This is a genomic window from Comamonas sp. BIGb0152 (assembly GCF_024809975.1).
GTDB lineage: Bacteria > Pseudomonadota > Gammaproteobacteria > Burkholderiales > Burkholderiaceae_C > Comamonas.
In genome coordinates, this window is the sequence record NZ_JANUDY010000018.1 from 12,924 (window position 1) to 28,812 (window position 15,889).

Sequence of the window (15,889 nt, forward strand, 5' to 3'; positions counted from 1 at the left end):
AAATTGATAGTCATTCCTATGAAAATTAATATATCTGCAATCTTGAGAGTGAGCAATTACAAGCAAGCTTCTGAGTAAAACCTAAAATTTCGAGATTGAAGATTGTTGTGAGGAAGCAAAGGCCAATGTTGGATGAATGACTGCTCATGGCTGTGGATTCAACCGATCGACGCAACACACGCATCGAACATTTCAGCAGGGGTTCGATATCCCAGAGTTTTGCGTGGTTGTTGATTGAGCTCTCTGGCAATAGCGTCCAAGCTGTCTTGTGAGTATGCAGACAGATCAATGCCTTTGGGCAGGTACTGGCGAAGCAATCCATTGGTGTTTTCGTTGGAGCCTCGCTGCCAGGGATTCTGCGGGTCACAGAAGTAGACCTGGATATCGGTTACCAGGGTGAACCGCTTGTGCCCGGCCATTTCTCTTCCTCGGTCCCAAGTCAAAGAGAGATACAGCTGCCTGGGCAATGTCTGCGCATGCCGGGCTAGTGCGGCTCCTACGGTGTACGAGTCTTTGTCCACGAGTTTGACCAACATCACATAGCGCGTATGCCACTCGACCAGTGTCGCAATCTGGCTGTATGCATCACCGAACAACAGGTCGCCTTCCCAATGACCTGGGACTGCACGATCTTCTATGCAGGCTGGGCGCTCGCTGATAGGCACTGCATCGACGATGCGGCCATGGGTAGGTGTTTTCTGGGTGTAGTGCCTTGAGCGACGCATGCCTCTGGTTCGTCGCAAATGCTCCAGCAGCTCCTTCTTCAAAGCACCACGTGTTTGGACGAATAGCGTGCGGTAGATGGCTTCATGAGACACCTGCAACTCCTTTTGGTCCGGATAGGTTCGCTTGAGCCATCCCGCTATTTGTTCGGGTGACCATAGACCTTGCAATTTAACCGCCACGATCTGAGCCAGTGCAGGGTTGCTTGCCAATTTGCATGCCTTGGGGCGACGAGCACGCTCCCAGGCTGCAGCATCGGCCTTAGCCGCTCGGTAGCAAGTTCTGCCATCATTGCGCAGCAGCTCACGACTGATGGTGGAGGCAGTTCGTCTCAAGCGTCTGGCGATGCAGCGAATCGATTCGCCAGCAGCCAATGCTCGGGAGATCTCCTCTCTCTCAGCCATCGTTAACGCTAAGCGAGACCGATGCCTGGCCGGCGGACGAATGCCGCCTGTTGCACTTAGGATGGTGTGGATCGAGGTGTGCGGCCGGTCAAAGAGCTTGCCGATCTCGTGCAAGGTATCGCCGGCCTTCCAGCGATCCCACATCAGCGCTTTCTGAGCTTCGGTGTAGTAAATCCGCGGTCTTTGCTTCATACAAACACTCCTTCAGCCTTAGGCAGATATTGTGTTGCATTGACCAGTTGAATTCACAGCCGATAGCGGACCTTGGACAAGGGCACGCAAAGCCGCAAAGTGTAGGCCTGGTGCATCAAAAAAAGAAGTTGCCTCGAGTTCATCACTCAGGCGACCTTTGGTTTTATTCGCAACAGCCTCTCGGCATATGCGCCACTTTTCTCACTTCTTGCGTTTGCCTACTGGTAACGGCCGCACGGCACAATTAACGCCTTACGCGTCGAGTAGTCAGAAGGCGCTACTATCCATGGAAGAAGCCTCAAATCAAGCGAATACCGTGTGGAACACGTCCACGAGGTGCTGAAGGGCTGTTTTTTTTGGTACGCCTGTCTTGCGCCAGAATCGGTTTTTGCGTTGGAGGCGGAGTATCTAAAGGTGAAGAACGACAGGTCCACGCGAGACAACCTGAAAGACCTGACTCGATTCTAAAAGGGCAATCACTGGATGAATTCGCAACCGGCTCAGGGAATGACTGCAACAAGCACCGTAACGCAACGAGGTGCGCCTCCTGGACTAACAGGCGGTGAGGGCTTCAGCTATGAAGACACGGTTGCAGCGGTGTATGCGGTCGCCCTCTTGGGTGAGGCGCCGGCGCTCGGGCTCACGGCACGCTCGGTCATCCATGTGGCCGTGCAGCAGGGCCCGCTAGGCCAACCCTTGGATGACATGGTTGTTCGAGCGCGGGGCGTCGACCAAGCAGTAGCCACCTTCAGCGCACAGGTCAAGGAGAGCCTCCGGATTAGCGCGGCGGACACGAACACGGATTTTCGCGAGACCATTGAGCGAGCGCATCTCACCGTGTCCGCACTTGCATTTCAGGTCGGGCAGGACAGAGTAGGTGTGGTTACCGGCCAGATTGCAGATGCTAGCCGACGGACGTTCGAAACTCTGTGCGAGTGGGCGCGGGATGAGAGCTCCACGGAAATACTTGTGCGCAAGCTCCGTACGCCGGGCGTGGCTGGGGACAAAGCCACACACTTCGATGTGGTTAGGGAGATTCTGACCAACCACGTGGCTTCGGAGCAGCTTGATGCTGCTGTCCACAAGCTCCTCGCGCACTTCGTTCTTATTCGCATGGAGCTCCTGGCCGAAGGCTCAGTGACGGAAAACAACTCGGTCGCTAACCTGGCCAACATGCTCGCACCCGCTGACCGATGCCGTGCCGACGACCTCTGGCGCAGGCTCCTGTCGCTGGTGCGCCGTGCGGAGGGGCGTGCCGCAGGCTTTGACCGCAAGACGCTGGTCGCAAGGCTGAATGGCGCGTTTCGTTTAGCCGGCGCGCCGAGCCTTTCTGGCGCGCTGCAGTCTATCGAGCAGGAGACGCGGCTGGCTCTGGGCGAGATTGCGAACGACATCCACGGGCTGAAGATCCCGCGTGAGAGCAGCGTCACCCAGGTGGTCCAGGCGGTCAGCGCCCCAGGACTGCTTCAGCTCACTGGTCTGCCCGGCGTAGGCAAGTCGGTCGTCCTGCGCTTGGCTGTAGAAAGGCTGCTGCAGTCAGGCCCGGTGCTGCTCCTGAAGGCTGACCGCCTCCAAGGCAGTACGTGGGCGCAGTACGCGGCTGCTTCCGGACTACCCAACGTTGACCTTGAGGAGCTTCTGGTCGAACTGGGTGCAACGGGACCAAGGGTTCTTTTCATCGACGGCCTCGACCGAATTGAGGTGGCGCGGCGTGGCGTGCTCAAGGACGTGCTGCTCTCCGTCCTCAACTCCCCGCTGCTCTCAGACTGGCTGGTGGTCGCTACCGTCCGGGACACGGGCGCTGAACCCCTCAGAACCTGGCTGCCTGCAAAGCTGTTCAGCAGTGTGCGGACAGTGGAGGTAAGAGCACTCGATGATGCTGAAGCCACTCTGTTGGCTGACGCGGTCCCTTCTCTTGCCCCACTCCTATTTGGGAGCGAAGCCGTACGCAGCGTCGTGCGCCGGCCGTTCTTTGCAGCAGTTCTCGCCAAGAGCGTAGGCGCAGGCCAAGTCACCGCGAGTTCGGAAGTCGACCTTGCGCAGCTTTGGTGGGGTGGTGGAGGCTACTCGGCCGACGCGGCTCGGGTGCAATATAGGCGTGCTGCACTCGTTGGCTTGGCCAGGGAAGGCGCTGCTCGCTTGGGCAGGCGGATTCCTGTTGGTGACATCGACCCGCAGGCACTTGTGGAGCTGGAGGCCGACGGAATCATCCGGTCTCAGCGGCTTGGTCACTCGGTGCAGTTTACACACGACATCTTCTTCGAATGGGCGTTCCTGCAGCTCTTAGTCGGGGAGGAGGAGCGATGGCCCGACTTCATGCGACAGGTAGGGGAGCCTCCGGCGCTTGGGCGTGTGGTCGAACTGCTGTCGCAGGCGGAGCTGCTCCTTGGGGAGAGCTGGGTCAGCTACCTACAAATGCTGGAGAGCAGCACCCAACTTCGGTCCCAGTGGCTGCGCGCTTGGCTCGCGGGCCCCTTCGGTCTCGAAACGTTCGAAGAGCACGCTGACGCGTACACGAAGGCGCTGTTCGAGGGTGACGCCAAGCGGGTGCGTCAGCTTGTCGTCTGGTACCAAGCCGCCAAGTCTCAACCCGACTCCTCCGTGCTGACGAATGCAAACGCCACAGACTTGGACCTGGCGCAGCGAATGCTGTATGCCGACATGCTGAGCTACCCGGCTGACTTGCCGGCTTGGGTGAGGTTTTGCACCTGGCTCTTGGACCACTCAGCCCGTGTTCCCGTTACGGCCATTCCTGACGTCGTCGCCGCCTTTGAGGTCTGGCAGAACCGGTTTCGGCGCCGCTCCAACCGGATTTCGGACTCCATCGTGCGTACTTGTCTGGCGTGGCTGTATCACATCCAGCATGTTCGCTATCGGGAAGACGGGGAACGAGACTATGAGGTGTGGCGGCAGCTGAGCGAACCAGGCTACAGCGACGAAGAGGTGAAGGAGCTCGAGAAGTCGCTGCGCTCCCTGGTCCTGAGTTCGACCTTCGGGCACCCCGGGCTGGTGGCGCAGTACATCCGCGATTTACAGCATCTACGGCGCATACCGCCTGGCGTTATGACTGCGGTGTTCAATCACGCGCCACTACTGTCGCAGGTCTGCCCTACGGAACTCATAGAGTTGACACTGAAGTTCTTGTGTCGGCAATTGCCTGTCGATATACAACGGCAGATGCGAGACCAGGAGCATTACCGTATCTCGAGCGGATTCTCAAGCCTGCACGGGAATGCACCGGGCATCAGAGATGAGGGGATGTTCTCGCCGGCTGCGCCAACGCGGCAGCCATTTGCCGCGCTGTTCGAGCATGCGCCAGACGAGGCGCGGAGGCTCGTTCGAGAATTGTCGAATTACTCCATCCGGGCCTGGCGCCAATATCATCGACTCTCGCGCGATGAGGGGACCCCGATTCCTCTCGTCCTTGAGTTCCCGTGGGGACGGCAGGTCTTCTGGGGGGACTACCAGCGTTACATGGGCGCGCGTGGCAATTGGGCGCCTACTGCGGTGAACTCTGGCCTCATGGCGCTTGAAGTCTGGGCTTTCGCGCAGTTGAAGGCCGATGTCGCAGCAGACGATGTGGTTCGCGAAGTCCTGGAAGGGCAGACCTCCATCGGGGCATTGGCTGTGGCAGTTGCAGTCAGCCTGCAGGCACAACAATGCACCGCCACCACTCTTCCGATTGCGACCAGTCAGAGGCTCTGGCACCTAGACGTCAGGCGCAGTGTGGAGGACTTAAGTCAAAGCAACCTGATTGGATTCTTCAGGCCGCATGAAATGCAGCACGCTCGTGCTGTGAAGGCCGGCAACGACCTCGCGATTCGGCAAACGGACCTGCGCTCGCTTGCGAGTCTCATGCTCGTGCGCGGCGGGGAGCTTGGGGACCGAGCGGCCACGGCCATCCAACAGTTCCCGAATGACCTCCCCTTCGAATTCGTTGAGGAGCGTGCCAGCGACGCGCACAGGAATGACCTGCACCGCACCGCCGAGATCTGGGCGGAGAACGGCAAGCCTGAGAACTACCACGCCAAGTTGGTCGAAGACGATTCGAGGATTGCCATCGTCATAGACAACCCGCAGTCGCGAAGTGCAGACGTCCAAGAGATTGAGACCAAGCATGCTGAGATGGGAAGGCAATTTCAGCTGTTGACATGGGCCGATTTTTACTTCGACAAGGGGTGGCTCAAGCCGTCACTGACCATCGATGAAGCTGTGGCAGCGGCCAAGCAACTATACGTCGGGGACTTGTTCAATGAAGGACACCCGAGCGGTGACACGCTGCATCAACTTCAAGCCGCTGTGGCCGGCGTAGCGGCCGTCGTTGTCTCTGAAGGGGCGTCGGAGCACTTTGAGTGGGCGGCGCAAACCTGCGTATACGCATCGAAGACGCCTCACGCGCACGGCAATCTCTTCGTTCGTGGAGCGCATCTCATGTTCCATCCTGTGCTCTACATGGCTAAAGGATTCGGCGCGCTGCTCAAGACATTGGAAGGTGAAGACATCCCCGCTGTGCAGCAGTTGCTCATCCAGCTCGTCAGCCATCCGTACGAGGAAATCCAGGTCATGGCGCTACAGGGCATGCTCCAGGCGTGGGAAGAACATCCGAACATTGCCTGGGAGGCGCTGCGCGTCGCCACTGAGCTCGCCTTCGTTGAAGTGCGGTATGGCCATGCAGCCGAGGACGCCCGCCAGGAATACCTTGAGGAAGTTTTGACGGGTTCGATGAACCGGGCGATAGACGGCGCTGCTCCGCAAGACGTGTTGCCCTCGCTTCCCGAGCCGTGGGTCCCAATTCCTGCGGAAGACACGCCGAGGGAGGAAACCAGCCGATACGGTCGACAACGGAATGAGCCTTGGAGAACGAATCCTTTGCAGGTGGACACAGCCTTCCTGGCGAAGGTGCTCGAGACCATACCGTTAAATAAAGCTGTTGGGGACCGGAGGCACGCAGGTGAATTTCTCGCTTGGTGCGAGCGACTGGCAGCATGGACCATTGAACGCATCGCGCCATCCTGGACAACGAACAGGCGAGGCTGGGAGGAGAACGCGTCATACCTGTACGAATGGAAGCGGAGCCTCTTTCAGTTCCTCGCCAAAGTCTCCCTTCTCCTACCTACTGAGGAAGCCGACCGTCGCTTCCTGCAAAAGGCCGCAGCCGCCGACGACGAAACGTACTGCGAACTTGCGGAGGGATACGTCTGGGAGTTGGCGGCCGCTGTTACCGACAGTGCAGCCATTCCGGAGAACGCATTGCAACTTTTGGCCGTGGCTCGTGACCGCGCGCTTCAGTCCTGGGACGGTTTCGGACGCGTCGAACAGGAACTTGCAGACATCGTAAGGGAGCTTTTTTTCTCCGTGAATCTTAGCGCGAAGACACCTGTGCGCTTCGCGAACAACAACTGGAGCGATGTTGGAGTAGTCATCCTTCTGGTTGCCCCAGTCCTGCGTGCGCAAGGCAGCTCGCGCCTTGTTGCGGAGTTTTGGATGGAGCTTTGCGAAAGGAGCCTAGAGCACTATCCAGTCGACCACTTCGTGAGCAGCTTGCAGCACGTTCTACCCGACGCGAACCGACGAGCCGAGTGGCGCAGCTCGGAGTTGCCAGCTAGGCTAGCAGGGCTAATTCAAAGGTTCAGTGAGAAGGCTCCCTCGATGCCACATGCCATGGCGCAAACCATCCTGCGAGCGCTCGACCAACTCGTGGACATGGGCGACCGTCGAGCCGCGGCTGTGCAGCAGAGCGTGATTTTTCGTTCGGTACGACTTGAAACTGCGGCGCCACAAAGCATCGTTCTGTGCAATCGAACACTTTCTGGGACGTAGCGCCCAGGGAAGATTCGGAGGCTATCTCAACCACACTGTAGGTGACAGTAAAAAGTGAGAAAAGTGGCGCATATGCCGAGGGGCTGTTGCGAATAAAACCAAAGGTCGCCTGAGTGATGAACTCGAGGCAACTTCTTTTTTTGATGCACCAGGCCTACACTTTGCGGCTTTGCGTGCCCTTGTCCAAGGTCCGCTATCGGCTGTGAATTCCACCAACATGACAAATAAATCTTTGCAAGACGTAATCAACGCTGCGTGCTCAAGCTTGAAGAAACGGCAGTGATGATGGGCACCAGCATCTCCTTTGACCTTGCTTCGGTTTCGGTGCTAGAGGAAATCGCGGCTGTCATGAAGGAAATGGCAGACGGTGACCAGTCTGTTCTTGATGGAGGGAGTTTCCTAATAGGTGCTTACCTTGGCGAAATTATTCGGCGCCAGAGCGGAGGCGAGTGGGCGAGAGGGACGGCTGGCGACACGATGGTTGTGAAAAGTGGAGCTATCGAAGTCTTTCCCGTCGATCGGGTGCGTAAGTTCCTCATAGATCCAGAGGAGGGACTAGTTTTCTTTGCACAAGCAGCTACAGCCGATCATTGAGTCAAAAGACCGCATTGGGTGGATAGCACCACTTTAACAAATGCAAAAGCAGCCACTCGGGTTGCGCAGGCTTCTGTGTCTGCTTCGAGGTGTAGAGCAGACTGCCTCGAACGTCTTGGTGCAATGACAGCTTTTGATATCAGCAGTCAGTAGCATCACTAGAGCCGAACGGCCGCAACCAGCCTGAAGCTGCCCTCAAGTGGCTAAGTCGGCTCTGCAGCGGTTGCTGTCGCTCGCATGCGTGGCTCCAGCGGAAGCTATGAGGCTGACAGCAGACAGCTGGCCTAGCACCTTTGCACCATATATGTTTCAACGCGTGTATAAAATGTAAAAAATAGGGGTGCAAGACTTCCCAAATGTCACGATCTACTTGAGGGGACAATGTTGAGTAAAAAGCTTTCAATGTTCGCGGCAGGCGCTTGTTTAACCGCAGTGTCTATGGCGTTTAGTCATGGGGCGGCGGCGGCCTGGGTATCAGGCGCCCCCATGTTGACCGAGCGTTCGCAGCATGCAGGTGCGTTGCTTGATGATGGCACCTTTGCTGTGTTCGGAGGGGTTAACCGCACCGGATTCGTTGCAACAGCAGAGCGGCTGACAGGCAATGTTTGGAGCTCAATAGGTTCAGTTGTCATCACTGGCAACGTAATGGAGTCAGTGACTTTGGGCACCGGCCAGGTGCTTGTGCGTAGCGATGGAAGCCTGCTATCACGTCTGTACGATCCGGTGTCAAACTCCTGGTCAGATGTGGGAGTTCAGAGTGTTAGGCGCAGTATGCCCTCCATGACACTGCTGGCCGATGGCAAAGTTCTGTTGGCTGGTGGGGTTGGTAGTGGTGGTGTAAGAGAGACGTCGGCGGAAATATATGATCCGCGGACTCGCACGTGGACAATGACAGGCAGTATGGCAATGGGAAGAAACGCCCACGCCGCCGTGCTAATGCGTGACGGTCGTGTATTAGTGGCGTCGGGTTTCAGTGGAAGTGGAGAAGTCCCGAGTGCAGAAATCTACGATCCTGTTGCCGGCACATGGTCACCGGCCGCGCCGCCACTGGTGCCGCGCCACTATGCAAGCATGAATCTAATGTCTGACGGGCGCCTGCTGCTGGCAGGGGGATTCACGGCCGCTGGGGTTACCAACCATGCAGAGTTTTATGACCCGGCCGCCAACACATGGTCAGCCACTGGTGCGTTAAATCATCCGCGCAACAGCATGATGGGCTACCTATCAGCTCATTCAACCGTGCTCCCGTCCCGCAAGGTATTGATTGCTGGCGGCTCAGACGCGGCACGCAATCCACAGGCAGTGGCGGAAATTTATGACCCCGCGACCGGCCTTTGGAGCGAAGAGGGTGCGGTCACTCCAGCGCGCGAGAATGGAACAGCGAATCTTTTGCCAAGCGGCGAGGTGCTAATTACGGGTGGGCACAGCTCGACTCCCAGCTTGACTTTTTATGCAAACACAGATCGCTATCAGCCTCCAGTGCACGCCAATAATCTGGCCGTGCTGGATCCGCTGCCACTCTTGCAGCGGCGAGCGGGCGGGCTGACTTTGACAGGCACGGGGTTCAAGGGCGCCGGAGGCACCGACATACCGAGCCTGGATCTGCAACGTGTAGAGAATGGATTCATCTACCGGATAGGTTCCACTTCTCATTCAACGACAGAGTTCGTATCGGCGCCGTTGCCCGATCTGCCCGCAGGGCTGTATATGGCGCGCTTGTATGTGGCTGGCGAGCCCTCTACGGTCGCCCAGTTGGTTCGATTCACCGATCCAGCGGGAACACCCTCAGGCACAGCGGGTGCACTGCAGGTCGCCGTAAGCTGGACTGCTCCTGCCGATGATCGAGGCAATCCTCCGGTCGGCTATGAAGTGACTTCTAGTCCAGCGAGTGCCGGCTGTACCGCTGTCGCGCCATCGACGCAATGCACCGTGAACGGGTTGACCGCTGGCACGAACTACACGTTCACCGTGCGTGCCAAGCACGCCAATGGCCTGGGGCCGGAATCCACATCTTCTCTTTTTGTGACGCCCCTTCCGGCACCTAGCCCCCAAACCATCAACTTTTTGCCACCAGCGCCGCGTAAATTTGGCACGACCTATCAGCCGCAAGCTACGGCCACCTCAGGATTGAACGTGGGCTTTGTGGTCGATTCCGGGCCTTGTGTAGCCCAGCAGCCGTCAGGCCCCATCACATTCACTGGCGTGGGCGACTGCACTATTCGCGCAACGCAACCAGGTAACACCACTTACCAAGCAGCGCCCGATGTGACGCATGTCTTGGCCGTGGAACAAGGGATACAGACGCTTCACTTCACCCCGCCGCCGCCCTCGACGATCCCTGTGGGAGTGCGCTACACACCCGTTGTGGAGGGCGGCGCATCAGGAAACCCGGTGATCGTTACGGCAAGCGGTGTGGCCCAGCAGCAGCGCCTGCTGCAGAAGGCCGTAGCCGACGTGTGCACGCTTGACGCTGGCACGGTGACCTTTGGTGCAGAAGGCACATGCACGATTACCGCCACACAAGACGGCAACGCCAACTATGCACCCGCACAAGCTCAGTCTTACGACATCACGGTGACGGCCGCTGCGGTTGTGACACAGCCAACACCTGTCCCGTCGCTGAGCCAGCTAGCGATGATGCTGCTTTCCGCTGCAATGGCGGGACTGGCCGCCATCGGCTTTCGTCGCAAACGGCTAAATTGATGGCTACGTCCCCGTTGAGTGTGGAAAAACGCCAATAGCCGCGATCAGTAATGCCTGCGGCGTCCTCAGACGCTGAGTATCCACCGGGGCCATTAATAGAGAGATAAACGTTAGCTTCTCGTGTTGAAGTTTTGCACTGAATTTCTTAGTTTGTGAGGCGCGAGCATGGGATTGCGTGCTGCACAAAAGGGCTTGGCGATGTTATGTATCGGTTCTGACTGGCGAAGACTTGTTGATTTCCATGCAAACCTGACCCACCGGGGGTGCGGATAAAAACTTGGATTGGTTTTATGCCGTAAGTCCACGGCTCACCCGGTATTCGATAGGGCTGAGAGAGCCGAGGGTGACCTTGATCCGCTTTTCGTTGTACCAGTGGATATAGGAATCGACCGCTTCGATGAACTCCTCAACGGTAGTGGCCTGCCAGACCTGAGGATAAAACAGTTCCGTCTTGAGACGACCGAAGAATCCTTCACACGCCGCGTTGTCAGGCGAGCAGGCTTTGTGAGACGTCGAGCGGGTATTGGTGAAGCCCGGTGATCGGGTGCACGCCAAGGATCTGCTGATTTTCTGGCGAGCTTGACGCTTGAATCTTTGCCGTTCTTCTAGCGGGTGAGCGACTGTGTTTTCAAGATTTCCAGAAATGCATCTCCGAGCTGGTGCGACACCCCCTTGCGCCGGGTGGCGAATACTTTAGCCAGGGTTTTCAACCCACGAACGGGTCGAAACCTCATGTCTGCACGCTGGCCATCCGCAACGGATTGACCAACCAGGGTGAAGCCCAGTCCCGCAGCCACGAGCCCCAATGCCGTGTGAATCTCCTTGGCCTCGTAGCTTACCCGCGCCTTTGCCCCGGCATTTTCCAATGCCTGCAAGGCGTGACGAGCGAAGCTGCTGTTCGGATCCTTGGGGTAGCTGATGTATGCGAGTTCAACGAGTTCGGACGGTGTCACGATCTTGCGGCGTGCCAATGCGCTGGTCACTGGCAGAGCCGCCACAAGTGGATCGTCGAACAAGGGAATGCACTCGGTTTCCGCGTCCGTAGAGAAATCTCCTATTGCGCGAGCCAGTCCGATGTGAATCTTACCTGCGCGTAGCGCATCGCTCTGATGCTCCGTCAGAATCTCTGTAAGGTCGATGCGAACCTTGGGAGCGACTACATTCAATGCACGCACTGCCTCAGGAAGCACTGAGAAAATCGTTGAGCGCGTGAATCCGATGCTGAGCCACCCAAGCCGTCCCGCAGAAAGATCCTGCGCGTCCTCCAGCATCCGACTCGTGTCGGACAGCACAGCCCTCGCCTTTGGATAGAGAAAGCGACCCAGAGGCGTCAGCGTCATGGGGCGAGTTGAACGATCAAATAGCTTCCCTCCCAGTTGAACTTCCAACTGCCCGAGCTGCATGCTCACCGCAGCAGGAACCACATGCAGATGTGCGGCCGCACCATTCGCGCTTCCCGCTTCGACCACCGCGCAGAAGTACTGCAGTTCTTTTAAGTTCATAAGTTCTGATCTTAGATTAAAAATTCGTTGATTGCATTCAACTATTTGTTAACCGACCATTGAGGCTGTCGGCACAACTAGGCAAACCAAATGAACATCGATCACAAAGAACCCGATTGGCTTCGGGAGAGCCGCACGCTCTCTACGGCTGAAGTTTCTGACGCCCTTGATTTCTTCAGTCTGCCCGGCAGCGCACTTGGCATTGGCCCGATTGCCGGGCCCAAAAAGTTGTTTGGACTTGCGTTCACGATCCGATTTGCTCCGATTGATCGATTCAACCCCGGAACTGTCGGTGACTTCATTGATCGCTTGGACCCCGGCACCGTAGTTGTTCTGGACAACGCTGCTCGAAAGGACTGCACGGTCTGGGGTGGAATCCTCAGTCGCCTTGCCGCACACAAAGGAATTGGTGGAACAGTGGTGAACGGCGTTTGCCGTGATACCGCCGAAGCAGAGGAAGCGGGGTATCCGCTGTACGCCTGTGGCAGGTTCATGCGTACTGGAAAGGACCGGGTCCAGGTCGAGGCCTACGAAGAGCCGGTCATGTTGGGCGATGTGCGTGTATGTCAGGGCGACTTGGTGATTGGCGATTCTGATGGAGTAGTTGTCGTTCCTCGTGAACGTATGGAGGCCGTGCTCAAGAAGGCACTGAAGACTCGTCTGATTGAGACAAAGATCATTGAAGACGCGCTCGCTGGAATGCCCTTGACGGATGCTCGGAAGAAGCATGGGTACCACACCCTGCAACGCGCGCCCGAGGCTCTCAACACAGGCGGCGCTTAACAACTCGTCCCGTCCGTCGAACAACAAATAGGAGACTTCGCTATGTACTCGATTCCTAATTTTCTGATACTGAGCCTGTGTGCTCTTCTCGCCGGCACAACGGGTGACGCAATGGCGCAGGCGAACTATCCCTGCCCGGTCGTGAAGCTGATCTCGCCTTATCCGCCTGGCGGCACGACCGACATACTCGCAAGGCTTATCGCGCCAGGTCTTGGCAAGACGCTCGGAGCCACCGTGATTGTCGAGAACAAGGGTGGGGCAAGCAGCAACATTGGAACCGAGTTCGTTAGCGGGTCAGCGCCAGATGGATGCACGCTGCTGCTGGGCAACAACACCGGGGTGGTAATCAATCGAAATCTGTACAAGTTGCGACTGGATCCTATCAAGTCTCTGGCGCCAGTGATCGAAGTGGCTGCGGTTCCTTTGGTGCTGTATGTCAATGCTTCAGAGTCAGCGAAATCGGTCGATGAGCTTGTGACAAAGGTGAAGGCAAAGCCGGGCGTGTACAGCTTTGCTTCAGGTGGTAGCGGTAGTCCACAGCATCTCATGGGTGAACTGCTAAAGCTTGAGCGTGGACTGGATATGGTGCATGTCCCGTACAGAGGTCAAGGCCCCGCTCTTGCGGATGTCATTTCAGGCCAGGTACCAGTGGCATTCGAAACAACGACTGCGATAGCAGCGCAGGTGGGCTCCGGTCGCATCCGTGCGCTGGCCACGACCGGCAGCGCGAGGTCGAAAAATCTGGCACAGGTGCCTACCCTGAAGGAACTGGGCTACGCTAACTTTGTAATCGACAACTGGTATGGCATCTTCGTCCAAGCCAAGACTCCCGCTCCCTTGGTTGAACGCCTGAATCGAGACATAGCGCAAGTGCTTCGTAGTCCCGAAGTCGCGAAGGCTCTCGCCGACATGGGGTCGGGTGACGTTGCAGGGACGCCAGAGCAGTTTTCACAATTCATTGCGAAAGAGCTTCCCTACTGGGAGTCCCTGGTCAAACGCTCCGGCGCCAAGGTGGATTGAAGCCCCGGATAAGTGCTGCAGAAGTGGCGAGGTCTTCAGCAAAGTGCCCTAGCGCAGTATTTGCATTGCGCCAGTCGAAGAGGAGCGCCGCCGACGGGCATCGAGTTCGCTGCGGACCCACGGATCACCGCACCGCAAGGAAGGTGCCTCTTCAGCTGAGCCCGGACTGCCCCCCTGTTTTAAGGCACCCCTCACAGTTTTTATCGAAAGAAATACACATGTTGAATTCCCCAGTAAGCGCACAGCAGCTTCAACAATTGCGCGATCTCGGTGCCGCCACCGTCTATGAAGCACAGGGCGCGAAAGGCGCGTTAGACAGCGGGATGAAGCCGATTGATCCGACTACGCGTCTTGCCGGTCCTGCACTCACTGTGGACTGTCGGCCTGCAGATAACTTGATGTTGCACTATGCAGTGCAGAAGGCGCATCCTGGTGACGTTCTGGTAGTCGACGCAAAAGGCTTCATGGAGGCAGGTCCTTGGGGGGATGTACTGACGCTGCAGGCCATGAAGCTCGGTATTGCGGGACTCGTCATTCACGGTTGCGTGCGTGACGCTAACCTGATCATCGAACTGGGATTCCCTGTCTTCTGCCGAGGGTTATCGATCAAGGGTACTGCCAAGAACCAGCCAGGCAAGGTCAACACGCCGATAACCGTAGGCGATGTCGTGATTAACCCCGGCGACATCATCGTCGGCGACCGTGATGGATTGGTCGTTGTTGCCCAGTCTGACGTTGACGAGGTGATTGCAAACAGTATTGCTCGCGAGGAGAAGGAGGTTGGCCAGCGTCGCGCTATTGAGCAAGGTGCATTTACTGCAGATCTCCTTGGTTTGAGCGATACGTTGCGTTGTCATGGTTTGGTCTGACTCGTATTTCTAAGGTCGTAGGTCGATTGCGGCAACATTTCAATAAGGGACGAAAGATGATGAGTAGCGCGCTGCTAGGTCGTTGGGTGTGTAGGAGCTGCATACTCTTGATCCTTGGAGTTTCGGGTGTTGCTTTGGCTCAAAGCTATCCAACCAAGCCTTTGCGCTTAATCGTCCCCTTGCCAGCCGGGGGGCTGCCGATGCTGTCGGCCGCGCCTTGGCAGAGGGCTTGCGGGTGCAATTGGGCCAAAGTGTCATCGTGGACAATATCGCCGTGCCGGCGGGAATATTGGGACACAGCATTTCATCCGGCAACCTGCTGACGGATACACACTTCTTTTAGCTACGAGTTCCACCAACTCGGCAAATCCACATCTGTACAAAAAGGCTGGCTTTGACCCAGTTAATGATTTCACGCCTATTGCGTCGATTGGCCTCATTCCCAGCGTGATGGTTGTTTCGTCCAAATCGGCCTTCCAATCACCTCAGGATATCGTCAAGGCTGCCAAGGCTTCTCCAGGAAAGATGTCCTATGGGTCTGGAGGAGTCGGCAACTCCGCACATCTGGCTGGGGAGCTTTTCAAGTCTATCGCTCAAATTGACGTGATTCATGTGCCTTATAAAGGCAGCTCGCCAGCATTGACGGATGTGACGGCCGCCCAGATCGACTATATGTTGGACACAGGTGCATACGGTCAAATCAAAGGTGGAAAGATTCGTGCGATTGCTGTGGCGGCCGATCGCCGTCATCCGATGCTTCCCGCAGTTCCAACTTTTGCAGAACTGGGGTTTGAAGGCATGAAGATGAATGCTTGGTACGGGTTGGCGGCCCCTGCCAAGACACCTTCGGAAGTGGTTGTAAAAATCAATGCCGCCGTTCAAGCTGCTTTTAGAGAAGGAGAGCTGAGCAAGCGCCTAGTCGATATCGGGGTTGAAATTCGCCCAGGTGGCGCATCTAGCTTTTCTGCTTTCTGGACTTCCGAGCTTAGTCGCTACGAACGCTTGGTCAAACTTACCGGGGCGACTCTGGACTGAGCAGGAGATCGGAACCATGTGCCCGAGTCGATACTTTGTTGAGCCTGCTGCATTAGCACCTGAACGGCGCAGCGTACGTGGTGACTGGTGGGACGGTTCGACGGTAGCGCCAGGACGACGCTGCGTGTTATGGAGGGATCGGCCAAGGGTGACCCTGCCTCGTTTCCACGTACACCAAGTCATGCAGCCAACAGGCTGCGCTCCTTTGTGACGGGGGCCATGTACCCGATGGCCGTGTGCATGC

General features: G+C 57.2%; 9 protein-coding genes and 1 pseudogene. 7 read left to right on the forward strand and 3 right to left on the reverse strand.

From position 1 onward, the window contains the following. Positions 1–158 precede the first annotated feature (158 nt). Positions 159–1,319 carry an IS30 family transposase gene (locus tag M2375_RS22285; RefSeq protein ID WP_259170468.1) on the reverse strand — a complete coding sequence of 387 codons (1,161 nt, stop codon included), beginning with the start codon at positions 1,317–1,319 and terminating at the stop codon, positions 159–161. Between the two features lie 507 nt (positions 1,320–1,826). Between M2375_RS22285 and M2375_RS22290 the strand changes: the two genes are divergently transcribed. From M2375_RS22290 to M2375_RS22300, 3 genes are all read left to right on the forward strand, one after another. Beyond that, the gene (locus M2375_RS22290) at positions 1,827–7,139 is read left to right on the forward strand and encodes an ATP-binding protein (protein ID WP_259170470.1); all 5,313 of its coding nucleotides are present in this window, start codon (positions 1,827–1,829) and stop codon (positions 7,137–7,139) included. A gap of 255 nt (positions 7,140–7,394) precedes the next feature. Continuing rightward, complete coding sequence (locus M2375_RS22295; RefSeq protein WP_259170471.1) at positions 7,395–7,733, forward strand: hypothetical protein; 339 nt, start codon at positions 7,395–7,397, stop codon at positions 7,731–7,733. A 486-nt stretch (positions 7,734–8,219) separates the two neighbouring features. Continuing rightward, the gene (locus M2375_RS22300) at positions 8,220–10,436 is read left to right on the forward strand and encodes an IPTL-CTERM sorting domain-containing protein (RefSeq protein WP_259170472.1); all 2,217 of its coding nucleotides are present in this window, start codon (positions 8,220–8,222) and stop codon (positions 10,434–10,436) included. Between the two features lie 288 nt (positions 10,437–10,724). On the opposite strand, the pseudogene M2375_RS22305 reads toward M2375_RS22300, so the two are convergent. Further along, positions 10,725–10,955, reverse strand: a pseudogene (locus M2375_RS22305) (IS3 family transposase); the annotation flags it as partial. A gap of 86 nt (positions 10,956–11,041) precedes the next feature. After that, positions 11,042–11,938 (reverse strand): LysR family transcriptional regulator, encoded by an 897-nt coding sequence (locus M2375_RS22310; protein WP_259170473.1) that lies wholly within the window; start codon positions 11,936–11,938, stop codon positions 11,042–11,044. A gap of 90 nt (positions 11,939–12,028) precedes the next feature. Between M2375_RS22310 and M2375_RS22315 the strand changes: the two genes are divergently transcribed. From M2375_RS22315 to M2375_RS22330, 4 genes are all read left to right on the forward strand, one after another. Further along, positions 12,029–12,721, forward strand: a complete 693-nt coding sequence (locus M2375_RS22315; RefSeq protein WP_259170474.1) for an RraA family protein — start codon at positions 12,029–12,031, stop codon at positions 12,719–12,721. Between the two features lie 42 nt (positions 12,722–12,763). Continuing rightward, positions 12,764–13,741, forward strand: a complete 978-nt coding sequence (locus M2375_RS22320; protein ID WP_259170475.1) for a tripartite tricarboxylate transporter substrate binding protein — start codon at positions 12,764–12,766, stop codon at positions 13,739–13,741. A gap of 218 nt (positions 13,742–13,959) precedes the next feature. Then, a complete protein-coding gene (locus tag M2375_RS22325) occupies positions 13,960–14,610 on the forward strand; it encodes a 4-carboxy-4-hydroxy-2-oxoadipate aldolase/oxaloacetate decarboxylase (RefSeq protein WP_259170476.1) in 651 nt (216 codons plus the stop codon). Positions 14,611–14,916: 306 nt separating this feature from the next. Continuing rightward, the gene (locus tag M2375_RS22330; protein WP_259170477.1) at positions 14,917–15,645 is read left to right on the forward strand and encodes a tripartite tricarboxylate transporter substrate binding protein; all 729 of its coding nucleotides are present in this window, start codon (positions 14,917–14,919) and stop codon (positions 15,643–15,645) included. Positions 15,646–15,889: the final 244 nt, after the last annotated feature.